19 protein-coding genes are annotated in these 22247 nt (G+C 73.3%); 11 read left to right on the top strand and 8 right to left on the bottom strand.

Features of this window, described 5'->3' with window-relative positions:
- Window positions 1–56 precede the first annotated feature (56 nt).
- The gene (locus JOF41_RS21250; protein ID WP_189223256.1) at window positions 57–848 is read right to left on the bottom strand and encodes a maleylpyruvate isomerase family mycothiol-dependent enzyme; all 792 of its coding nucleotides are present in this window, start codon (window positions 846–848) and stop codon (window positions 57–59) included.
- 227 nt (window positions 849–1075) lie between these two features.
- On the opposite strand from JOF41_RS21250, the gene uvrA reads away from it, so the two are divergent.
- The 3 genes from uvrA (at window position 1076) to JOF41_RS21235 (ending at window position 4952) form a co-directional block, all read left to right on the top strand.
- Window positions 1076–3946, top strand: coding sequence for an excinuclease ABC subunit UvrA (uvrA, locus tag JOF41_RS21245; protein WP_189223257.1), 2871 nt, complete (start codon window positions 1076–1078; stop codon window positions 3944–3946).
- Between the two features lie 66 nt (window positions 3947–4012).
- Entirely contained in the window at window positions 4013–4495 is a 483-nt protein-coding gene (locus JOF41_RS21240) for an SRPBCC family protein (protein ID WP_189223355.1), read from the top strand.
- A gap of 130 nt (window positions 4496–4625) precedes the next feature.
- Window positions 4626–4952 (top strand): hypothetical protein, encoded by a 327-nt coding sequence (locus tag JOF41_RS21235; RefSeq protein ID WP_209621408.1) that lies wholly within the window; start codon window positions 4626–4628, stop codon window positions 4950–4952.
- 67 nt (window positions 4953–5019) lie between these two features.
- On the opposite strand, the gene JOF41_RS21230 is transcribed toward JOF41_RS21235, so the two are convergent.
- From JOF41_RS21230 to JOF41_RS21220, 3 genes are read right to left on the bottom strand one after another with little or no spacing between them, the layout of a single operon-like run.
- Window positions 5020–6414, bottom strand: coding sequence for a GntP family permease (locus tag JOF41_RS21230; RefSeq protein ID WP_189223259.1), 1395 nt, complete (start codon window positions 6412–6414; stop codon window positions 5020–5022).
- The gene (locus JOF41_RS21225) at window positions 6411–8000 is read right to left on the bottom strand and encodes an N-acyl-D-amino-acid deacylase family protein (RefSeq protein WP_209621406.1); all 1590 of its coding nucleotides are present in this window, start codon (window positions 7998–8000) and stop codon (window positions 6411–6413) included. Before JOF41_RS21225 ends, JOF41_RS21230 begins: the two co-directional genes overlap by 4 nt.
- 22 nt (window positions 8001–8022) lie before the next feature.
- Entirely contained in the window at window positions 8023–9309 is a 1287-nt protein-coding gene (locus JOF41_RS21220; protein WP_209621404.1) for an amino acid deaminase, read from the bottom strand.
- A gap of 87 nt (window positions 9310–9396) precedes the next feature.
- On the opposite strand from JOF41_RS21220, the gene JOF41_RS21215 reads away from it, so the two are divergent.
- The 3 genes from JOF41_RS21215 (at window position 9397) to JOF41_RS21205 (ending at window position 11589) form a co-directional block, all read left to right on the top strand.
- Window positions 9397–10365, top strand: a complete 969-nt coding sequence (locus JOF41_RS21215; RefSeq protein WP_189223262.1) for a sugar kinase — start codon at window positions 9397–9399, stop codon at window positions 10363–10365.
- Entirely contained in the window at window positions 10362–11111 is a 750-nt protein-coding gene (locus JOF41_RS21210; RefSeq protein WP_209621402.1) for an IclR family transcriptional regulator, read from the top strand. The genes JOF41_RS21215 and JOF41_RS21210 overlap by 4 nt, the downstream gene beginning before the upstream one ends.
- A 97-nt stretch (window positions 11112–11208) precedes the next feature.
- Window positions 11209–11589 carry a RidA family protein gene (locus JOF41_RS21205; RefSeq protein WP_189223264.1) on the top strand — a complete coding sequence of 127 codons (381 nt, stop codon included), beginning with the start codon at window positions 11209–11211 and terminating at the stop codon, window positions 11587–11589.
- A 110-nt stretch (window positions 11590–11699) separates the two neighbouring features.
- Here JOF41_RS21205 and JOF41_RS21200 read toward each other — a convergent pair whose 3' ends face one another.
- Complete coding sequence (locus JOF41_RS21200; protein ID WP_209624353.1) at window positions 11700–13988, bottom strand: ATP-binding protein; 2289 nt, start codon at window positions 13986–13988, stop codon at window positions 11700–11702.
- Between the two features lie 48 nt (window positions 13989–14036).
- Here JOF41_RS21200 and JOF41_RS21195 point away from each other — a divergent pair, with 48 nt between their 5' ends.
- Window positions 14037–14639 carry a hypothetical protein gene (locus JOF41_RS21195; RefSeq protein ID WP_189223265.1) on the top strand — a complete coding sequence of 201 codons (603 nt, stop codon included), beginning with the start codon at window positions 14037–14039 and terminating at the stop codon, window positions 14637–14639.
- 94 nt (window positions 14640–14733) lie between these two features.
- On the opposite strand, the gene JOF41_RS21190 is transcribed toward JOF41_RS21195, so the two are convergent.
- Complete coding sequence (locus tag JOF41_RS21190) at window positions 14734–15084, bottom strand: DUF1844 domain-containing protein (RefSeq protein ID WP_189223266.1); 351 nt, start codon at window positions 15082–15084, stop codon at window positions 14734–14736.
- Between the two features lie 268 nt (window positions 15085–15352).
- Between JOF41_RS21190 and infC the strand changes: the two genes are divergently transcribed.
- From infC to JOF41_RS21170, 4 genes are all read left to right on the top strand, one after another.
- On the top strand, window positions 15353–15952 hold the full coding sequence (gene infC / locus JOF41_RS21185) for a translation initiation factor IF-3 (protein ID WP_189223267.1): 600 nt from the start codon (window positions 15353–15355) through the stop codon (window positions 15950–15952).
- Window positions 15953–16023: 71 nt separating this feature from the next.
- A complete protein-coding gene (gene rpmI, locus JOF41_RS21180) occupies window positions 16024–16218 on the top strand; it encodes a 50S ribosomal protein L35 (RefSeq protein ID WP_189223268.1) in 195 nt (64 codons plus the stop codon).
- 61 nt (window positions 16219–16279) lie between these two features.
- Complete coding sequence (gene rplT, locus JOF41_RS21175; protein ID WP_189223269.1) at window positions 16280–16669, top strand: 50S ribosomal protein L20; 390 nt, start codon at window positions 16280–16282, stop codon at window positions 16667–16669.
- Window positions 16666–17514, top strand: coding sequence for a TrmH family RNA methyltransferase (locus JOF41_RS21170; RefSeq protein ID WP_209624351.1), 849 nt, complete (start codon window positions 16666–16668; stop codon window positions 17512–17514). The genes rplT and JOF41_RS21170 overlap by 4 nt, the downstream gene beginning before the upstream one ends.
- Before the next feature lie 135 nt (window positions 17515–17649).
- On the opposite strand, the gene JOF41_RS21165 is transcribed toward JOF41_RS21170, so the two are convergent.
- Both JOF41_RS21165 and JOF41_RS21160 read right to left on the bottom strand, forming a co-directional pair.
- Window positions 17650–20409: a hypothetical protein gene (locus JOF41_RS21165; RefSeq protein WP_209621400.1), complete on the bottom strand. Its 2760-nt coding sequence runs from the start codon at window positions 20407–20409 to the stop codon at window positions 17650–17652.
- Window positions 20406–22163: an HSP90 family protein gene (locus JOF41_RS21160; protein WP_189223270.1), complete on the bottom strand. Its 1758-nt coding sequence runs from the start codon at window positions 22161–22163 to the stop codon at window positions 20406–20408. The genes JOF41_RS21165 and JOF41_RS21160 overlap by 4 nt, the downstream gene beginning before the upstream one ends.
- Between the last annotated feature and the right edge of the window lie 84 nt (window positions 22164–22247).

The following is a 22247-nucleotide window of genomic DNA, read 5'->3' as shown; positions in this document are numbered from 1 at the left end:
ACCACCAGCCACCGCCCCGTGCTGGTGCGCCTGCTGCTGGCCGGTCGGCTCACCCTTCACAGCCAGCTGGGCAGCGCGGGCGCCGTCCCGTCGAGCCGGGTGCCGTCCTGGCGGCCGGTCAGCCACCCGATCGCGTCGGCCGCGGCGCCGCTGAGCGAGGTCGACGCGTCACTGCCCGTGGTGGTCAACTCCCAGCTGCGCTGACGGCCGTCCGGCAGCCGCACCTCCAGGCGCACCGCGGGCACGTCGGGGCGGTCGGCGTACTGGCCGACCGCCTCGTCCACGAACCACTCCGCCAGGTGCGGGGGCAGGTCGGCGAAGCCGACGCCGCAGTCCAGGTCGACCAGGTGCAGCCACACCTCGCGCAGCCGCAGCCAGGGGACGCGGTGGGCCAGCAGCGGGCCGCGCAGGTGGGCCACCTCGGCCTCCCACGCCCCGGCGGGCAGCTCGGCCGCGGCGGTGGCGAACCGCTGGCAGGCCGCGTCCAGGTCCGCCCGCAGCAGCTGGGGCCAGCGGATCGCGCCCTCGGCGATGTCGGCGTCCCGGTCCGCCGCGCTGGGGTACATCTGGTGCTCGACCCCGGTCTTGGCCCAGGTCAGCAGGTTGACCAGGGCGTCGGCCTGGCGGGCCAGGTGGGTGATGACGTGTGCCCGGCTCCAGCCGGGCAGCAGGCTGGGTCCGCGCATCGCCACCTGGTCCAGCCCCTCGACCGCGGCGTACAGGGCGGACGTGGCCACCTCCACCTCGGCCAGCCCGGCGACCGCGTCCTGCGCGGCCGCGGACTGCTCGCGCGGCGCGGGTACGCTCGTTCCGGTGGAGTGGACCTGGGCTGCATCAGCGAAGCTCATGGGCACCTCATCCCCGATCGGCCGCCGAATGGCCTATCGCTCCAGCGTAGGGGCGTTGCCTACCCCTCGGTAGACCCGTTGGCGCACGATCGGGCGGAAGCGGGCCGGTTTTTGTCGGTGGTCGGCCCTAGCATGGGGCGTCACCCTCCTCGGTCGGGGAAGCATCAGGTCCAGTACGCTTTTTCGAACGCGTGTTCGGGGATCGCAGAAGTCGAAGGGAACCGTAAGTGGCGGACCGCCTTGTCGTTCGCGGCGCACGCGAGCACAACCTGCGAGGCGTTGACCTCGACCTGCCCAGGGACAGCCTGATCGTGTTCACCGGGCTGTCCGGCTCGGGCAAGTCGAGCCTCGCCTTCGACACGATCTTCGCCGAGGGCCAGCGGCGCTACGTGGAGTCGCTGTCGGCCTACGCCAGGCAGTTCCTCGGTCAGATGGACAAGCCGGACGTCGACTTCATCGAGGGACTGTCGCCCGCGGTGTCGATCGACCAGAAGTCGACCAGCCGCAACCCGCGCTCGACCGTGGGCACCATCACCGAGGTCTACGACTACCTGCGGCTGCTCTACGCCCGCGCGGGCAAGCCGCACTGCCCCACCTGCGGCGAGGCGATCAGCAAGCAGACCCCGCAGCAGATCGTCGACCAGGTGCTGGCCATGACGCAGGGCACCAAGTTCCAGGTGCTCGCCCCGGTCATCCGCGGTCGCAAGGGCGAGTACCTCGACCTGTTCGCCAACCTGCAGTCGCAGGGCTACTCGCGGGCCAAGGTCGACGGCGTGGTCTACGCGCTGGGCGAGGTGCCCAAGCTCAAGAAGCAGGAGAAGCACCACATCGCGGTCGTCATCGACCGGCTCAGCGTGAAGGCCAGCGCCAAGCAGCGGCTGACCGACTCGGTGGAGACCGCGCTGCGGCTGGCCGACGGCCTGGTCGAGCTGGAGTTCGTCGACCTGCCCGAGGACGACCCGTACCGGGTGCGCGGCTTCTCCGAGAACCTGGCCTGCCCCAACGGCCACCCGCTGGCGATCGAGGACCTGGAGCCGAGGTCGTTCTCGTTCAACTCGCCCTACGGCGCGTGCCCGGTGTGCACCGGCATCGGCGTGCGCAAGGAGGTCGACCCGGAACTGGTGGTGCCCGACGACGAGCTGTCGCTGGCCGAGGGCGCGATCGCGCCGTGGGCCAGCGGGCAGACCGCCGAGTACTTCACCCGGCTGCTGGAGTCGCTGAGCCTGGCCATCGGGTTCCGCATGGACACCCCGTGGCGCAACCTGCCCGCCAAGGCGCAGAAGGCGGTCCTGCACGGCGTCGACGAGCAGGTCAACGTCCGCTACAAGAACCGCTACGGCCGCGAGCGCTCCTACTACGCCAACTTCGAGGGCGTCATCCCGTTCCTGGAGCGCCGCCAGGAGCAGACCGAGTCCGAGTACATGAAGGAGAAGTACGAGGGCTACATGCGGGAGGTGCCGTGCCCGACGTGCCAGGGCACCCGCCTCAAGCCCGAGATCCTGGCCGTGACGCTGCACCACGCCACGCGGGGTGACAAGTCCATCGCCGAGGTCTGCGCGATGAGCGTCGCGGAGTGCTCGGAGTTCCTCGACGGGCTCCAGCTGGGCGAGCGCGAGGCCATGATCGCGGGCGCGGTGCTCAAGGAGATCCAGGCCCGCCTGCACTTCCTGCTCGACGTGGGCCTGAACTACCTGTCGCTGGACCGCGCGTCGGGCACCCTGTCCGGCGGCGAGGCGCAGCGCATCCGGCTGGCCACGCAGATCGGCTCCGGCCTGGTGGGCGTGCTCTACGTGCTGGACGAGCCGTCGATCGGCCTGCACCAGCGCGACAACCACCGGCTGATCGAGACCCTGACCCGGCTGCGCGACCTGGGCAACACGCTGATCGTGGTCGAGCACGACGAGGACACCATCCGCACCTCGGACTGGGTGGTCGACATCGGTCCCGGCGCGGGCGAGCACGGCGGCCGGGTGGTGCACAGCGGCCCGTACAAGGCGCTGCTGAAGAACAAGGAGTCGATCACCGGCGCGTACCTGTCGGGGCGCCAGCAGATCCCGATGCCCGCCACGCGCCGCAAGGTCGACAAGAAGCGCCAGCTGACCGTGGTCGGCGCGCGCGAGCACAACCTGCGCGGCATCGACGTGTCGTTCCCGCTGGGCTGCCTGGTCTCGGTCACCGGTGTCTCCGGCTCGGGCAAGTCGACGCTGGTCAACGACATCCTGGCGACGGTGCTGGCGAACAAGCTCAACGGCGCCCGCCAGGTGCCCGGCAGGCACACCCGGATCAAGGGCCTGGAGCACGTCGACAAGCTGGTGCAGGTCGACCAGTCGCCGATCGGCCGCACCCCGCGGTCCAACCCGGCCACCTACACCGGGGTGTTCGACCACATCCGCAAGCTGTTCGCGGCGACGACCGAGGCCAAGGTGCGCGGCTACCAGCCGGGTCGGTTCTCGTTCAACATCAAGGGCGGGCGCTGCGAGGCGTGCGCGGGCGACGGCACCATCAAGATCGAGATGAACTTCCTGCCCGACGTCTACGTCCCCTGCGAGGTGTGCAAGGGCGCCCGGTACAACCGGGAGACGCTGGAGGTGCACTACAAGGGCAAGACCATCGCCGAGGTCCTCGACATGCCGATCGAGGAGGCGGCGGAGTTCTTCGAGCCGATCAACGCCATCCACCGGCACCTGCGGACGCTGGTCGACGTCGGCCTGGGCTACGTGCGGCTGGGCCAGCCCGCGCCGACCCTGTCCGGCGGTGAGGCCCAGCGCGTGAAGCTGGCCAGCGAGCTGCAGAAGCGCTCGACGGGCAAGACGGTCTACATCCTCGACGAGCCGACCACGGGCCTGCACTTCGAGGACATCCGCAAGCTGCTGGGCGTGATCAACGGCCTGGTGGACAAGGGCAACACGGTGATCGTGATCGAGCACAACCTCGACGTGATCAAGACCTCCGACTGGATCGTGGACATGGGTCCGGAGGGCGGCTCGGGCGGCGGCACAGTGGTCGCCGAGGGCACCCCGGAGCAGGTGGCGGAGGTCGCCGAGAGCCACACCGCGGAGTTCCTGCGCGAGGTGCTGGGGGTCCGCGCCTCGGCGTGACACGACCCCGGTGGGGGCGCGGCCGGTTCTGGTTTGCGCGCCCCCGCCGGGGTGAACACGGTGGTCATGCCGGTGAACTCCTACCGCTTCCGCAGCGTCTGGTCCGTGGCGGCTCCGCCCGGCGAGGTCTACGACGTGCTGGCCGACCTGCGCGGCTACCTGGACTGGTGGCCCGAGGTGCGCGAGGGACGCCAGATCGGCGAGCAGGCCGCCGAGCTGCGCTGTCGTTCACTGCTGCCCTACGACCTGGTCTTCGAGGTCCACCACAACACCAGCGACCGCGAGCGGCTGCTGCTGCGCGCGGACCTGGTGGGCGACCTCGACGGCACGGTGGGCTGGACGCTGCTGCCCGAGGGCGAGGGCACCAGGGTCGTCTACGACCAGGAGGTGGTCGTGCGCAAGCCGCTGCTGCGCCTGCTGGGCCTGCCCGCGCGGCCCCTGCTCAAGGCCAACCACGAGCTGATGATGCGCCACGGGCGGCGCGGGCTGGAGACCTACCTGGCGGGTTTGCGGGCCGCGCGCCAGTCCCGCGTCCGGGAGGCCGGGTAGTGGTCACCGGCCCGCCCGGAGACGCCGGGTGGTACTTGCCGTAGATCGTGGTGAACCACTCCGGGCCGCGGTACGTGCATGTGGTGAGCCGGTCGCCGGGACGGACGCGGCGACCGCGAGGAGGTTCACCATGACCCGCACACGTGCGGTGGCGCTCGGGGCGGTCGCCCCCATCGGTGCCGCGCTGCTCACCGCCCGCGGCCAGGCGCGGCGCGACGGTGCGGTGCGGGCCACCCTCGGCGGCCTGGGCGCCGTGCTGACCGACAAGGACAGCACGACGCTGCACCGGTTCGACGAGGGCAGTGCGAACCCCTCGGTGTCCACTTGCGACGGTGCGTGCGCGGTGAAGTGGCCGCCCCGCACCTTTTCCGGCGACGAGTCGTGCGGCGAGGCCAATGGCCACGGCCTGGGTGGTGGCCGGTTCGCCGCCACTCCGGAGGGGAAGAAGGCGGGCTGACCCCCGGAGGCGGGAACCCCCTGCGAGGGAGGGCGCAGGGGGTTCTCCGCGGTTGGCCGGGGGACGCTCAGACCACCAGGCTCAGCAGTGCCGCCACCGCGAAGCCGACCACGGACAGGATGGTCTCCAGCACCGTCCAGGTCTGCAGCGTCTCCTTGACCGACAGCCCGAAGTAGCGGGACACGATCCAGAAGCCGCCGTCGTTGACGTGCGAGGCGATGATCGAGCCGGACGCGATGGCCATGACCACCAGCGCCAGCTGCGGCTGCGAGTAGCCCAGGTCGGCCACCACCGGGGCGACGATGCCGGTGGTGGTCACGATGGCCACGGTCGCCGAGCCCTGCGCGATCCGCAGCGCGCAGCTGATCACGTAGGACAGCGCGATGACCGGCAGGCCGAGGTCGGACAGCTCGGTGGCCAGCACCTTGCCCACGCCGGTGGCCGAGAGCACCGCGCCGAAGAACCCGCCCGCGCCGACCACCAGCAGGATCATCGCCACCGGCCGCAGCGAGGCCGCGGACAGCTCGGTGACCTGCTCGCGGGTCATCCCGCGGCGGAAGCCCAGCAGCCAGAACGCCAGCAGCACGGCGATGGTCAGCGCCACCGCGGGCGTGCCGAAGAAGGTGAACACGCCCAGCAGCGTGGAGCCCTTGGGCAGCAGGATGCTGCCGAACGTGCCCGCCAGGATCAGCACCAGCGGCACCGCGATGATGCCCAGCACCAGCGACAGCGGCGGCTCGTCGCGGGCACCCTCGCCGCGCGCCTTCTCCGCGGCGGCCAGCATCTCCTCGGGCACCGGCACGGTCAGCCGCTTGCCGATCCACGACGAGAACAGCACACCGCCGACCAGCCACGACGGGATGGCCACGGCCAGCGCCATGATGATGATCCAGCCGAGGCTGACCCCCAGCAGACCCGCCGCGGCCACCGGGCCGGGGTGCGGCGGCATGAACGCGTGCATCACCGACAGGCCGGCCAGCAGCGGCATCGCGTAGAGCACGATCGACCGGCCGCTCTGCTTGGCGGCCACGTACACCAGCGGCGCGAGCACGAAGATGCCGATGTCGAAGAACACCGGCACGCCGAAGATCAGGCCCGCCAGGCCCATCGCCAGCGGCGCGCGGTTGTCCCCGAACAACGTCAGCAGCTTGCGGGTGAGCACCTGCGCGCCGCCGGAGGCCTCCAGGATCGCCCCGAGCAGGGTACCCAGGCCGATGATGGCGGTGATGTGGCCGAGGATGCCGCCGAAGCCCTTCTCCAGCAGCGAGTCCGACGCCTTCTGCGCCGAGCCGACCAGGGTCTCGGTGGGCACGCCCGCCGCCAGCGCGACCAGCAGGCCGACCACGATCAGCGCGATGAAGGGTTCGACCTTCCACCTGATGATCAGCAACAGCAGGAGGGCGATGCTGAGCGCGGCCAGCGTCAGCAGCCCTCCGGTCGAGTGCTGCAACCAGTCGATCACGCGCGGCTCCGGGGGTTTCGCAGGGAACGGCCAGGCAGGGCGTCGGTGCGCCTGCCGTCGTCGATCACGGGTACCCCGTTGACGACGACGTGGGGGATGCCCGCGGCGGCTTGCCGGGGCAGGTCGAAGGTGGCGGTGTCGGCCACGGTGTCGGGGTCGAACAGCACCAGGTCCGCGGCGTAGCCCTCGCGGACCAGGCCGCGGTCGGTCAGCCGCAGCCGCCGCGCGGCCCGCCCGGTCAGGTGCGCCACGCACTCCTCCAGGCCCAGCACGCCCAGTTCGCGCACGTAGCGGGCCAGGTAGCGGGGGAAGGTGCCCCAGGCGCGCGGGTGCGGCCGGTCGCCGACCAGCAGGCCGTCGCTGCCGCCGGTGTGCGCGGGGTGGCGCATGATCGCCTGCACGTTGTCCTCGTGGCCCACGTGCATCAGGCAGGACGTGCCCAGCCGCTCGGAGACCAGCACGTCGAAGTACAGCTCGGCGGGCGGGCGGCCCGCCACGCGCGCGGACTCGGCGACGCTGCGCCCGACCAGGTGCGCGTTCTCCTCCCGGCGCACGCCGTTGATCTCGATGGAGTCCCAGTCCACCGGCACGCCGTGGCAGCCGTCCGAGCCGGTGTCCTCGATCTCCGCGCGGATGCGCTCACGGGTGTCCACATCGGACAGGCGGGCCAGGGTGGCCTCCGGGCCGCCCTCGGTGGCCCAGCTGGGCAGCAGCGCGGACAGGTAGGTCGCGCCGGGCAGGTACGGGTAGGTGTCGAGGGTGATGTCCGCGCCCGCGGCGATCGCCTCGTCCAGCAGCGCCAGCAGCTCGCCCGCGCGGCCCTCGTTGACCGGGAAGTTCATCGTGGCGTGCGCCAGGTGCAGCGGGCAGCCCGATTCCCTGGACACCGCCACCATCTCCGCGTACGCCTCCAGCGCGCCCGCGCCGTAGCTGCGGTGGTGCGGGCTGTAGAACCCGCCGTGCTCGCCCACGACCTTGCACAGCTCGACCAGCTCGGCGGTCCCGGCGTACATGCCGGGCGTGTAGGTCAGCCCCGAGGACAGGCCCATCGCGCCCTGCCGCAGGGACTGCGCGAGCACCGAGCGCATCCGGTCCAGTTCGGCTTCGGTGGGCGGGCGGTCCTCCCAGCCAAGGCACAGCATCCGCAGCGTGCCCTGCGGCACCAGGTAGGCGGCGTTGACCGCGATGCCGCGGTCGAGCCGGTCCAGGTACTCGCCGACCGAGCGCCAGTCCCAGTCGAAGCCGGGCGGGTCGTCGTTCCAGCCTGCCAGCTGGCCGCGCAACGTGGCCAGCACCTCGTCGTCCACCGGGGCGTAGGACAGCCCGTCCTGGCCGAGCACCTCGGTGGTGACGCCCTGGCTGACCTTGGCCATGTGCTCGGGTTCGGCCAGCACCTGCAGGTCGGAGTGCGAGTGCATGTCGATGAAGCCCGGCGCGAGCACCAGGCCGTCCGCGTCGACGACGCGCTTGCCCCCCAAGCCGCGGCCGATGCCCGCGATGCGGCCGTCGGCGACGCCGACGTCGGCTTGGTAGGCGGGCGCTCCGGTGCCGTCGGCCACCAGCGCGCCCCGGTAGACGATGTCCACGCGGCCTCCCCGAGGAGTAGGTTCAGAAGTAGGTGCGGATCAGGTCGACCACGGTGGTGCCGCGCACCACCGGGATCAGCTGCCACTTGTCGAACACCGTGCAGGGGTGGGACAGCCCCAGGCCGATCCAGTCGCCGACCTCGACCGGCGAGTCCTCGGGCAGCCTGAGGAACGCGTGCTGGTCGTTGAGCGCGGTGACCTCCGCCTCCAGCGGCCGCTGCACGCCGTCGCGGCCGCGCACCACCTGCGGCTCGGGCAGGCCCTCGTCGAACGAGGCGTCCCGCTTGCCCAGCGTCAGCAGCGCCAGGTCCGGCTGCGGACGCGAGGTGACCTGCGCCCAGGCCCGCAGCGCGGAGCGGAACGGCTGCGCGCCGGGCGTGCGCCCCAGCGGCGAGATGCCCCGGTAGAAGCCGTCGTCGTGGGTGATGTACGCGCCGCTGCGCAGCACCGGCCGCACCGGGAACGGCCACGGCCGGGTCAGCGCCGCCGCGACCTGGTCGAAGTACGCGCTGCCGCCCGCGGTGACCACGGGCTCGTCGACCTCGAACAGCTCCCGCAGCGAGACGGTCAGCTCGCGCAGCGACTCCAGGTAGTCGTCCACGGCGGCCTTGGCGGCGGGGGAGGCGTCGTGCGCCAGCGCGCCCTCGTAGCCGCCGACGCCCGCCAGCCGCAGCGCCGGGCTCTGCGCCGCGGCCCGTGCCACGGCCTGCGCGGTCGGCAGGTCCCGCGCGCCGGTCCGGCCGCCGGGCGCGCCCAGCTCCACCAGCACGTCCACCGGCCGCTCGACCGGGCCCAGCGCCTCGGTCATCCGCTCCACCGACGCCACCGAGTCCACCCAGCAGGTGAACTCGAACGCCGGGTCGGCGGCCAGCTCGGCGGCCAGCCAGCGCAGCCCGGCCGGGTCGACCAGCTGGTTGGCCAGCAGCACCCGGCGCACGCCGAAGGCCCGGTAGACCCGCAGCTGGCTGGTGTTGGCCGCGGTGATGCCCCACGCGCCGTGGTCGAACTGCCGGGCGAACAGCTGCGGGGCCATGGTGGTCTTGCCGTGCGGGGCGAGCGCGACGCCGTGCTCGGCGCACCAGCGCGCCATCACCGCCAGGTTGTGCTCCAGCGCGTCGGCGTCCAGCACCACCAGCGGGCCGACGAAGCCGTCGGTGAACAGGTCGGGCCCGCGCGCGGCCAGCTCACCGACGGTCGAGCCGAAGGCGTCGGCGGGCACGCCCTTGAACCGCCAGTCGATCCGCTCCTGCCGGATGGCGGCGACGGCGTCGCGGTCGAGATCCACGAGTCCGCTCCTCACGTTGCACATCTCGCAACGGGTATTGCGCGATGTGATGTGGACGTGTGTAACATTCGGCTCGCCGCCCAGTCAACGAGTGAAATCCGGAGGACACGGATGCGTTACAGCGTCTCGGGCGGCGTGGTGTGCCTGGGCGAGACCATGGCGGTCCTCGTCCCCGCCGAGCCCGGACCGGTGCGCGCCGCGCGCACGTGGACGCGGGCGATCGGCGGCGCCGAGTCCAACGTGGCCGTCCACCTGGCACGCCTGGGCGTGCGCAGCCGGTGGGTCGGCGCGGTGGGCGACGACGCCTTCGGCGGCGCGGTGCTGGACGCCGTCGGCGGCGCGGGCGTGGACGTCACCGGTGTGCGCGTGGACCCCGACCGGCCCACCGGCCTCTACGTCAAGGAGGCCGACGCGGCGGGCAGCCCGGTGCGCTACTACCGGCGCGGCTCGGCGGCTTCGGCGATGGGCCCGGAGGTGCTGGACCGGCTGGACCTGGACGGCGTGGCGCTGGTGCACGTCAGCGGCATCACCGCGGCGCTGTCGGACAGCTGCCTGGCGCTGCTGCGCGCGATCGTGGCCAGGCCCCGCGACGTGCTGGTGTCCTTCGACCTGAACTGGCGGCCCGCGCTGTGGCGCGACCGCGACCCCTCGGTGCTGCGCGAGCTGGCCGACGCCGCCGACATCGTGCTGACCGGCTCCGACGAGGCCCAGCTGGTGTGGGGCACCGGAGACCCCGCGCGGCTGCGGCGGCTGCTGCCCGGCCCCGGCACGCTCGTGGTCAAGCAGGGCGAGCACGGCGCGACCCTGGCCGAGGGCGGCACGACGACCTTCCAGCCCGCCCTCAAGGTCGAGGTGGTCGAGCCGGTCGGGGCGGGCGACGCGTTCGCCGCCGGGTACCTGGCCGCCCACCTGGCGGGTGAACCGCCCGCGCGCAGGCTGCGCGCCGGTCACCTCCAAGCCGCCGCGGCGCTGCTGACCAGAGAGGATGTCGGCGACCCGCTGCCGGGTCAGGTGACCACGCCGCTGCTGGACGCCGACCCGGAGACCTGGGCCGCCGCGCACCTGAGGAGACGCCGATGAGCCAGAGCCTGGACCGCGCGCTGACGCTGGTCGGCCAGTTGGCGACCGGGCCCAAGACGCTGGAGGAGCTCTCCGGCGTCATCGGCGTGCACAAGTCCACCGCGCTGAGGCTGCTGCGCACCCTGGAGGCGCACCGGTTCGTGCAGCGCGACGGCGTGCACCACTACCGGCTGGGCACCGCCCTGTTCGACCTGGCCCACCGCGCCCTGGAGGAGCGCGACGTGCGGCGCTGCGCCGAACCCGCGCTGCGCGAGCTGAACTCGCGGCTGGGCTACACCGTCCACCTCGCGTCCTATGAGGACGGTGAGGTCATCTACATCGACAAGTACGACAGCACCCACCCGATGCGGATGTACTCCCGCATCGGCAGACGCGCGCCGCTGCACTGCACGGCGGTGGCCAAGGTGCTGCTGTCGGACCTGCCGGAGGCCGAGCGCCGCAAGGTCGCCGCCGCGATCGACTACGTGCCGCTGACCGCCAACACCATCACCGATCCGCAGACCTACCTGGCGGAACTGGCCAAGGTGCGGGAGCGCGGGTACGCCGTGGACAACGCCGAGCACGAGGACTTCATCCACTGCATCGCCGCCCCCGTGCGCGGCGCCCGCGGCGAGGTGGTGGCCGCGGTCTCGATGTCGGTGCCCAAAGTCCTGCTGGACTACGACGGCCTCATGGGCCACCTGCCCGACCTCATGGCCACCGCCCGAGCCGCCTCCGTCGAGTGCGGCTGGTCCCCCCGCCCCTAGACCACCGGACCACCGTCCCCAACCACCACGCGAGGCCGACTTCCAGGCGGCCTCACCCGACCCGGCGGAGCCGGGTCGATCGAACACAGGAGGATTCGTGCCCAAGACCGAGATCCGCACCGAGCAGGCGCCCGCCCCCGTCGCGAAGTTCTCCCAGGGGGTCCGCAAGGGCAACGTGCTGCAGGTGGCGGGCCAGGTCGCCTTCGACGCCACGGGGGCGGTCGTGGGCGAGACCGTCGCCGAGCAGACCGCCCAGGCGCTGCGCAACGTCGTGGCCGTGCTGGAGGCGGGCGGCGCGAGCCTGGACGACGTGGTGATGCTGCGCGTCTACCTGACCGACACCGCGCACTTCGCCGAGATGAACGAGGTCTACAACCAGTTCATGTCCGAGCCGTACCCGGCGCGCACCACCGTCTACGTCGGACTGCCCGCCGGCCTGCTGGTCGAGATCGACGCGCTGGCCGTGCTGGGCGACTGACGCAGTTCTGCCGGTTGTTCTGCGTGGTGCCCGCGCCCTCGCGGCGGTTGACTGGGGGTAACCCGGATCGCATGTCATGGAAGGACGACACGGCGATGGCGAAGAACGCATCACCGATCGGGTGACCTCGATTCGGCGGCCCGCGCGCGGTACTCCCCGACCGCGTCCGGGTCGCCGAGGTCGCCGTGCAGGGCGGCCAGGGCGTCGAGCACCAGTGCCAGGCGCGCATCGCGGTGCTCGGTCATCACGGCCAGCGCCCGCTCCAGCTCGGTCTTGGCTTGCGGCAGCCGACCGAGCCGGTGCAGGGCGATCCCGCGCAGGTAGGCCGCATCGCCCTGGCTGCTCGGCGCGTGGGCGGAGCGGGCGAGCTCCGCGGCTTCGCCCGCCACCTCGGCGACCTCCTCCCAGTCGCCCAGCTCGACCAGGCTCTGGCCGACCCGCACCAGCAGCGCCGCGACCATCTCGTCGCGCATCCTCGGGGCCAGGCCCAGCGCGTTGGCCCGCATGTCGGCGACCAGCCCCCGGTGCAGCTCGGCGGCTTCCTCGTAGCGCTGTAAACCGTTGAGCACCAGTCCCAGGCAGGACGCGGCGATGTGCCCGCCCAGCGGGTAGCGCGCGTCGTGGAACAGCTGCCGCGCCCGCACCGCGCTGTCCCTGGCCTCCTCCAGGCGGCCCGAGCGCAGGTGGGAGACCGCGCGGTAGTGCATGGCCCACGCCTGCTCGCGCACGTCGCCCGCGGCCACCGCGGCCTGCCACGCCCGCTCGTGCAGCGCCAGCGCCTCCTGCGGTTTGCGCAGCAGCACGGCCAGGGTCCAGGTCAGGAAGTTCAGCTGGACGGCTTCGTCGCGCACGCTGCCCAGCGCCCGCGCCGCGGCGACGCCCGCGGTGAACACCTCCGCCCACGTCTGACCGCTGCCGCGCTGGTCGGAGTACCAGTGCATGGCGGTGGCCAGTGCCAGCACCTCGGCGTGCCCGCCGTGCTCGCCCGCCCAGCGCAGCGCGCCGAGCCAGTTCGCGGTCTCGGCGGCCAGCCAGGCGTCGGCGTCGTCGGCGTCGCGCAGGTTCCCGACGGGGGACTGGCGCCCCTCGGGGGCGAAGAAGCCGCCCGCGGCGGTGGCGGTGGCCAGCAGCCAGGAGACCATTCGCCCCCTGGCCTGCTCCACCACCGGCGCGGGTTCCTCGTCGGCCAGCCGCTCGCCCGCGAAGACCCGGATCAGGTCGTGGAACAGGTAGCGGCCGGAGACCTCGGCGGTGTCCAGCAGGCTCATGTCCACCAGCTCGTCGAGGGTGTCCTCGGCGGCGAACCGGTCCACGTCGGCCAGCGCGGCGGCGAGTTCGGGGGTGAAGTCGGCCCCCGGCACCAGCGACAGCCTGCGGAACAGCACCGCGGCCTTGTCGCTGAGCTGCCGGTAGGACATCTCGAAGGCGGTGCGCACCTGCAGGTCGCCCGCGGTCAGCGCGGTCAGCCTGCGCCGCTCGTCGCCCAGCTGGCCCGCCAGGTGCGCCACGGTCCACCGGGGGCGGCTGGCCAGCCGGTTGCCCGCGATGCGCAGCGCCAGCGGCAGGTGCCCGCACAGCGCGGCGACCCTGGTGGCGGCTTCCGGCTCGGCGGCCACCCGGTCGCGGCCCGCGATGCCCGCCAGCAGCTCCAGCGAGGCGCTCGGGGTCAGCACGTCCAGGCCCAGCCGCACCGGCGCCTCCAACCCGCCCAGCACCTGCCTGCTGGTCACCAGCACCAGCGACCGCGCGCCGGTGGCCAGCAGCGGCCGCACCTGCGCCTCGTCCGACGCGTTGTCCAGCACCGTCAGGGTGGAGCGGGTGCGCAGCAGCTCCCGGTACAGGTCCGAGCGCTCGGCCTCGGTGGGGGGCATCCGGTTCTCCGCGACGCCCAGCGCCAGCAGCACCCGGTGCACCACCTCCGACGGGTGCAGCGGCCGGGCGTCCATGCCGCGCAGGTTGAAGAAGAAGCAGCCGTCGGGGAAGCGCGGGGCCAGTTGGTAGGCCGCGCGCACCGCCAGGCTGGTCTTGCCCCCGCCCGGCGGGCCGTGCACCACGACCACGCCGGTGCCGCGCACCCGGTCCGCGGCGTCGGCCAGCGCGGCCAGCTCGGCTTCCCGGCCGGTCAGGTCCACCAGGTCCGGGGGCAGCGCGCTGGGGGCCACCGGCAGCTGCTTGCGCGCCCGCCCCTCCTTCGCGGCGGCCATCAGCGCCTGCGCCTGCGGCTCGGTCAGCGCCAGCAGCCGGGCCAGCGCCTCCACCGTGCGGCGCTGCGGGCCCTTGGCCCGGCCGCGTTCCATGTCGCTGATGGCGCGCACGCTCACCCCGGAGCCCGCGGCCAGTTCCTCCTGGGTGAGCTTCGCGCGCAGCCGGTGCTCCCGCAGAAGCTCGCCGAACGTCATCGCCACTCGGCCGACCCTAGCCGGCGCCGGGCTGGTAATGCTTGCGCCATGACGTGGTACGCGGACCGCCCTGCCCGATTGGGCCGACAGGTGCTGGCGGACTTGCTGGCCGTGGCGTGGGTGTGGTTCTGGGTCGACCTGGCGCTGGGGGTGCGCGACGGGGTGCTGCGCCTGCGCGCGCCCGGCGACGGCCTGGTGTCGGCGGGGCAGGGGCTCAGCGACACCTTCCGCGACGCCGCCGACCGCGCGCGGGACGTGCCGCTGGTAGGCGGGCGGCTGGCGGACGCGCTGGGCCGGGGGCAGGACGCGGGCGGGTCGATGGTGGGCGCGGGGCAGACCCAGATCGAGGCGGTGGAGAGCACCGCGCAGTGGCTGGCCATCGCGCTGATCGCGCTGCCGGTGGCGTTCCTGCTGGTCAGCTGGCTGCCGCTGCGGGTGCGCTACGCCCGCCGCGCGGGTGCGGCCAAGCGCTTGCGGGACACCGGCCGGGAGGACCTGCTGGCGCTGCGGGCGCTCAACGAGCTGTCGCTGCGCAGGCTGGCCGCGTTCGACGGCGACCCGGTGGAGGGGTGGCGCCGCCGCGACCCGGAGGTCATCCGGGCGCTGGCGGCGGGTCAGCTGGCCGCCGCGGGCCTGCGCCCGCCGCGCTAGCCACAGCGCGTCCGGCGGGTAGTAGTCACCGGCCTGCGCGAGCCCCCTCGGGTAGTACTTGCAGACGTACCGGAGGGGGCATCGCCGGGGGTGGTCAGTACACCGGGCCGGTGTACTTCTCGCCGGGGCCCTGGCCCGGCTCGTCGGGCACGGCCGACGCCTCGCGGAAGGCTCGCTGGACCGACTGCAGGCCGTCGCGCAGCGGGGCGGCGTGCGGGCCGAGGTACTCGGTCGCGGCGGTGACCAGGCCCGCCAGCGCGGTGATCAGCCTGCGGGCCTCGTCGAGGTCGCGGCGGGGGCTGGTGTCGGGGTCCTCGTCGGCCAGGCCGAGGCGCTCGGCGGCGGCGGACAGCAGCATGATCGCCGCCTTGCTGATCACCTCGATGCTGGGAACATCGGACAGCTCGCGGACGTTGTCTGAAGGCAGGTCGGTCACGTCGGCCATTGTCGCAACCGCCTCCGCCACCGCGCCGGTTCGGGGTTGACAAGGACCGTCTGCTACTATTCTCCCGCGACCAGTCCCCGCACGTGCGGGGACGGCAAGTGGAGCCCCGCTCCCACCCGAGTCTGCCGCTTCGAGCAGGTGGCCGGGTCCGGTCCCTCGAGGGGTGGACTGCGCCCTTCGTTGTGCGATCGGTCGGAAGAGCGGGCCCCACACCGGGCAGGTGTGGGGCCTCTTGTCTTTGGCGCACAACGAGTCACAAAGGACGTGAATGACAAGTCCCTCGAACCGAGGTGCTCCCGCGAGCACCGAGCCGCGCATCAACGACCGCATCCGCGTGCCCGAGGTTCGTCTGGTCGGGCCGAACGGCGAGCAGGTCGGGATCGTTCGCATCGAGGACGCGCTCCGACTCGCCCAGGAATCGGACCTCGACCTCGTCGAGGTCGCCGCGCAGGCTCGGCCGCCGGTCTGCAAGCTCATGGACTACGGCAAGTTCAAGTACGAGAGCGCGCAGAAGGCCCGCGAGTCCCGCCGCAACCAGCAGCTGACGGTCATCAAGGAGCAGAAGCTCCGCCCGAAGATCGACCCGCACGACTACCAGACGAAGAAGGGCCACGTGGCCCGCTTCCTGTCGCACGGGAACAAGGTCAAGGTGACCATCATGTTCCGGGGTCGTGAGCAGTCCCGTCCGGAGCTGGGCTACCGGCTGCTGCAGCGGCTGGCCGAAGACGTCGCGGAGCTCGGGTTCGTCGAGTCCAACCCGAAGCAGGACGGCCGCAACATGATCATGGTGCTGGCCCCGCACAAGAACACGAAGACCCGACCGGTGAAGCAGGACAGCGGCACCGCGGAGGAGTCCGGCGAGGAGTGACCTCCGGGGCCCTGCGCCCCGGAGCAAGCATGGCCGCCCCCATCTGGTGGCTGCATGAGACGAGGACGGAAATGCCCAAGAACAAGAGCCACAGCGGGACCTCCAAGCGCGTGAAGGTCACCGGCAGCGGCAAGATCGTCCGCGAGAAGGCGGGCAAGCGGCACCTGCTGGAGAAGAAGTCCAGCAAGCTGACGCGGCGCCTGTCGGGCACCACCGAGGTCGCCAAGAACGACGTGTCGCGGATCAAGAAGCTGCTCGGCATCTGATCCACCCGCTTTCCCCCGAACACCGGGGCCTTCGGCCCCATGAGATCGACAGGATGGACCCGTGGCACGCGTCAAAAGGGCAGTGAACGCCCAGAAGAAGCGCCGTACCACCCTTGAGCTGGCCAGCGGTTACCGCGGTCAGCGCTCGCGGCTGTACCGCAAGGCCAAGGAGCAGGTGCTCCACTCGCTCAACTACGCCTACCGGGACCGCCGGGCGCGCAAGGGCGACTTCCGCAAGCTGTGGATCCAGCGCATCAACGCGGGTGTCCGTGCCAACGGCATGACCTACAACCGCTTCATCCAGGGCCTGCGCCTGGCCGAGATCGAGGTCGACCGCAAGATCCTGGCCGAGCTGGCCGTCAGCGACCCCGCCGCGTTCACCGCGCTGGTGGAGCTGGCCAAGGCCGCGCTGCCCAGCGACGTCAACGCGCCCGCTCAGGACAACGCCTGAGCACCGATCAGCGCGCACCACGACCCGGGGATGCTCCGTTCACCGAGCGGACACCCCGGGTCGTTGCCGCTCGGCGACTGACCCGCCGCTCCGGGCGCGACCGCGCGGCGCGGTTCCTCGCCGAGGGCGCCCAGGCGGTGCGCGAGGCGCTCACCTGGGCCGCCGCCGGGCGGGGGCGGGTGCACGAGCTGTTCGTCACCGCGGTCGCGGCCGATCGCAACCCGGAGCTGGTGCGCGACGCCGTCCAGGCGGGCGTGCCGGTGAGCGGGGTGACCGACAAGGCCGCCGCGGCGCTGTCGGAGACCGTGACGCCGCAGGGCCTGATCGCGGTGTGCGACCTGGTGCACGTGCCGCTCGCGGAGGCGGTGCGGCCCGGTGCCCGACTGGTCGCGGTGCTGCACGGCGTGGCCGATCCGGGCAACGCGGGCACCGTGGTCCGCGTGGCCGACGCGGCCGGGGCCGACGCCGTGGTGTTCGCGGGCGACGCGGTGGACCCGCACAACGGCAAGTGCGTGCGGGCGTCCACCGGCAGCGTGTTCCACCTGCCGCTGGCCCGCGCGCGGTCGGCGGACGAGGTGTTCGCGGCCTGCCGGGCCGCCGGGCTGCGGCTGGTCGCGGCGGACGGGTACGCCGCCGACGACCTGGTGGCCGCCGACCTGCGCGGCGACCTCGCCCGGCCCACGGCGTGGGTGTTCGGCAGCGAGGCGCACGGGCTGCCCGACGAGGTGGTCGACACCCTCGACACGGCGCTGAAGGTGCCGATCTACGGGGCCGCGGAGAGCCTGAACCTGGCCACCGCCGCCGCCGTCTGCCTCTACGCCTCCGCCCGCGCCCACCGCGCCTGACCCCCGCGCCTGCAAGTACTACCCGCCCCCTCCGCGAGGGCCGGTAAGTACCACCCGGCGTCGCGTTCACCCACATCGGGTAGTGGTCAACGGCCCCGGATCGGGGGACGGGTAGTACTTGCAGACGCTTGGGGGTCAGTCGAGGCGGGTGTTGAGGGCGCGGAGCTGGGGGTCGGTGGCGGCGGGCTTGTCCTGGGCGCGCAGGGCTTCGCCCAGCACGGCGGCGGTCTCGCCGACGACCTGCGGCGGGGTGGTGTCGTCCACCAGCTCGGCGGCGCGGCGGGCCTCGGACTCGGCGCCCTCGGCGTCACCGGAGGACAGCAGGTACCGGGCCCCGCGGGTCACCAGGAACGTCCGCCACCGCGTGTCGCCGAGCTGGTCGGCCAGCTCCTCGGCGACCCCGTTGTGCTCCAGCGCCGAGGCGAACTCGCCCGCGTCGCCGTGCAGGTAGGCCCGGATCGCGGCGATCCTGGCGGCCAGCTGGGTCCGGTGCTCGTCCGGCAGCCCGTCCAGCAGCGCCTGCGCGTGCTCCAGCGCGGTGAAGCTCTCGTCCGCCGAGGGCGACGCGGACGCCGCCTCCACCCACGACCCGGCCGCTTCACCGGGCTCCTCGGCGGCCTCCCACGCCAGCGCGGCCTCCCGGTAGCACCGGGCCGCCTCGGCCTCCTGGCCCTGCCTGCCGCGCACGGCGGCCAGCGCGTCCAGCACCGTCGCCCTGGGCACCAGGTCGTCGGGCCCGACGTGGTCCAGCGCGGTGCCCAGGTGCCGCTGCGCGGCCTCCAGCTCGCCCAGCTGCGCGCACACCTGTCCCAGCCGGAACAGCACGGGCGTGCGCTCTCCCGGCGGCAGCGCACCGTCGGCGACGCGCAGCGCCTCCTCCAGCGCCTCGGCGGCCTCCACCGGTCGCTGCGCCCCCAGGTACCCGCCCGAGAGCACGTAGCAGGCGCCCACCACCTCCGGGGGCGTGCCCCACTCGTGCGCGGCGGCCACCGCTTCGCGCAGCTCCGGCAGGTGCTCGTGAGCCAGCCCGAGCTGGTCGATCACCGCCATCCGCTGCTGGTGCGCCTCGCCCGTCCACGGCCCCCGCACGGTCGAGAAGTCGTCCACCAGCGCGTCGGCCGTGGCCAGGGCGGCTTCGGCGTCACCCCGCAGGACCTCCAGCCGCAACCGCAGCCGCAGGGCGTTGAACCGCACGGACGCCGGGGGCCGGTCGGCCAGCAGCGCCACGGCGGCCGCGTGCGCCTCGTCCAGCCGCTGCCGCACCGCCAGTTGCTCGGCCTGCTCGCAGCGCACCCGAGGCAGCAGCCGGGGCACCTCCGACTCGGCCAGTTCCGCGGCCTCCGCCAGCACGGCCTGCGCCCCGTCCAGGTCACCCGCGTGGGCCAGCAGCTTGACCAGCACCAGCCGCACCGGCACCGCGGTGTCCGGGGTGCGCGCCTGGGCCAGGCACGCGCGGACCACCGCGATCGCCGACTCCTCGTCGGAGTGGTCGAACCAGCGCAGCGCGCCGCGCGCGCGGTAGCGGGCGGCCAGGTCGTGCTCGCCCGCGCCCGCCAGCCGCTCGACCGCCGCGGTGAACTCGGCCCGCGCCGCGTCGTCCTCGTCGGCCACCAGCGCCCGCCGGGCGGCGACCTGGGCGGCCAGCACCTCGGGCAGCAGCGGGTCCAGCTCCGCGGGCAGCGACCGCAGCAGGCGCATCCCGGTGAGCATGTCGTCGCCGTCGAACGCCTCCACCGCGCCCCGCGCCAGCTCCACCGGGTCGGCGACGACCGGCTCCACCTCGACGGGGGCGGGCGCCGCGACGGGCACGGCCAGCGGCACGTGCGCGGTGTCGGGGGTCTCCAGCGTCCGCCGCACCCACCTGCTCACCGCGTCGGTGCCGTTGCGCTGGTCGAACAGCGCGGCGGTGCCCAGCGCACGCTCCTCCAGCAGCGCCCGCAGCCGGGGGGCGGTGAACGCGGTGGTGCGGCCGTCCACCGGCACCAGGAACTCCACCGGCTCGTCGACCCGGCTCAGCAGCAGCGCCGCGCCCGCCGCGAAACGCATCGCCTGGGCCGGGCTGGTCGACCCGTGCACGCGGTGCAGGTGCCGCTGGAGCAGCTCCACCCCGCGCGCCACGTTGCCGGTGGTCGCGCAGAACACCAGCTGCGCGTCCACGTAGGAGCTGACCTCGTCGTCGCGCACCAGCCGGTGCGCCACCACGTGCGCCTCGCGCGCCCGGTCCAGCTCGCCCAGCGCGACGAACGCGGGCGCCAGCGTGCTCAGGATGCCCTGCGGCTGCGTCGCGCAGCCGCTGTCCTGCCCCAGCTGGCGCTCGGCGTGCGCGACCGCCTCGGCGTGGCGGCCCTGCCGGATCAGGTGCCCGGCCTGGTCCTCAACGACGCACGCCTCGCAGTCGCTCATCGGTCCGCGGTCGGCCGCCAGGTAGCGGGCGAGGTGCTCCCGGTAGCCCTCCTCGTCGCCGATGTGCTCGGCCAGGTCGGCGCGCGCGCCGTGCACCGGCTGCAGGGAGAACCCGTGCCGCTGGTAGCGCGACGCCAGCTGGTCCAGCACCGAGCGGATCTGCTCCAGGGTGAACCGGTGGTCGGCCACCAGCCCGCTGACGATCCACTTGTGCGCCCAGTCGAAGCTGTGCCTCTCCCACTCGTCGAACGCGGTCGGGTCGCGCCGCTCCGCCGCGCCGCACCAGGCGAACGGGGCCAGCATCAGGTCGTAGCGGCCCAGGTCGTAGGCGGAGCGCAGCAGCGCGATCCGGCAGCTCACGCCCAGCGGCAGGTGGTCGCAGGCGTCCGCGGCGCGGGCCGCGCGCTCCAGCGCCTCGTGCCTGGCCATCCCGTCGGGCATCCGGTAGGCGCCGGCGAACTGCTGCTCGGCGGACTTCTTCTGGTCGTTCATCGGCTCCTCACGGCGCGGTCCAGCAGGTCGAGGAAGGATCGGTTGAGCGCCGCGGTGTCCTTGGGGCGCATCGGCCGCCGCGACTGCAGCAGCGCGTGCACGTACAGCGACTCCACGGTCAGCTCCACCAGCGCCGGGTCGGCCAGCTCGGCCAGCCTGCGCACCAGCGGGTTGCGGCAGTTGAGCACCAGCCGCTGGGAGGCCCCCGACGGCGTGGCCTCGACCAGGCTGCCCAGCAGCTCGGCCCACAGCGGGTCGGCCGCCTCGCCCGCCTGCTCGGCGTCCCGCCTGCGCTCGCCGTCCGCGTCGGCGACCAGCAGCGCGGGCAGCGACGCCGGGTCGAACTCGCGCGGCACCGCCTCGCAGTCGTGCCGCGCCAGCACCTCCGCGGCCAGCGCCAGCCGCTCCCGCACCGCCCGCTCGACCGCCCGCTCGGGCTCGCCCAGCGCGGCCAGCACCTCGGTGGGCGCCACCCGCCGCGCCGCGCCCGGCCCGTCCACGGCCACCAGCCGCTCCAGGATCTCCAGGTCGTAGGCGTAGCCCGCGTTGAGCAGCCCCATGCCCTGCGCGTGCGCCACCGGCGCGAGCTGGCGGAACTCGTCCACGTCGGACAGGTACAGCACGGTGCCGTGCTTGCGGCGGAACTGGCGCAGCGACTGCGCCCCGTCGGTGGTCTCGAACGGCAGCCACCGCTCCACCAGCCGCAGCATCTCCTCGTCCACCCGCGCCAGCGACTTGATGCCCAGGTGGTGCGCGTCGAGCAGGGCGGCGGTGCGGTCCGGGTCGGTGGCGTCCAGCCGGACCAGCCAGTCGCGCACCTGCCTGCCCAGCTCCTCCCGCACCACCAGCAGCGTCTCGTCCTGGTACAGCGCCTCCCGGCTGGCGGTCGGCCGCAGCGAGGAGGTGTCCACCACGCACCGGACGAAGTACGCCCAGTCGGGCAAAAGTCCCTCGATCGCGTCACCGACGAGCATCCGTTTGAGGTACACCCGGTGCGACTGTCGCGCACCGGGGTGAACGCCGCGTGGCAGCACGTACGCCACACCGGTCAGCCCCACCGCGGGCACCTCGACCGGGATCGCGTCGAACGGCGCCACACCCAGCACCCGCTCGCCGTAGCCCAGCGGGTCGGTCAGCCACGGCAGCTCACCCGCGGTCACCACCTCGTCGCCCACCCGCACGGTCACCGGCAGCAGCTCGCCGTACTCGCCCACCAGGGCGCGCACCACGTCGTGCTCCAGCCAGTGCTCGGCGTCCCGGCTGGGCACCAGCTCGATGGTGGTGCCGACCTCGGCGCGGGCCGACTCGTCGACCTCCACCTCGTAGTTGCCCGCCGCGTCGGCGGTCCAGCGCACCGCGGGCCCGCCGCGCGCCGACCGGCTGACCAGGTGGACCCGCTCGGCGACCAGGAAGGCCGAGAGCAGGCCGACGCCGAACTGGCCGAGGAAGCCCTGCCGGGCGAAGCCCAGCTCGTCCCGCTTGGACGTGCGGCCCAGCGTGGAGAGCAGGTCGTGGACCTCGCGCTCGGTCAGGCCGATGCCGGTGTCGGAGATGCGCAGGGTGCCGTTCCCACGCGGGTCGACCGGCTCGACGACCACCTCGCCCGGCGCGTCCGGCTGGAGCGCGCGGCGGGCGGTGATCGCGTCCACCGCGTTCTGCAGCAGTTCGCGCGCGTACACGCGGGGGCTGCTGTAGAGGTGGTGGCTGAGCAGGTCGATGATCCCGCGCAGGTCGACACCGAAGGTGTGTGCCATGGAGTGAGCTTCACCTCGGGTCGGTTCGCGTGAGTCCGCCGATTCTAGGGGCGGGAGGACGGCGGTGGACTCCGTTTTCCACGG

Source organism: Saccharothrix coeruleofusca (assembly GCF_017876325.1).
Classification (GTDB): Bacteria; Actinomycetota; Actinomycetes; order Mycobacteriales; family Pseudonocardiaceae; genus Actinosynnema; species Actinosynnema coeruleofuscum.
This window is presented reverse-complemented; position numbering and strand designations above follow the sequence as displayed.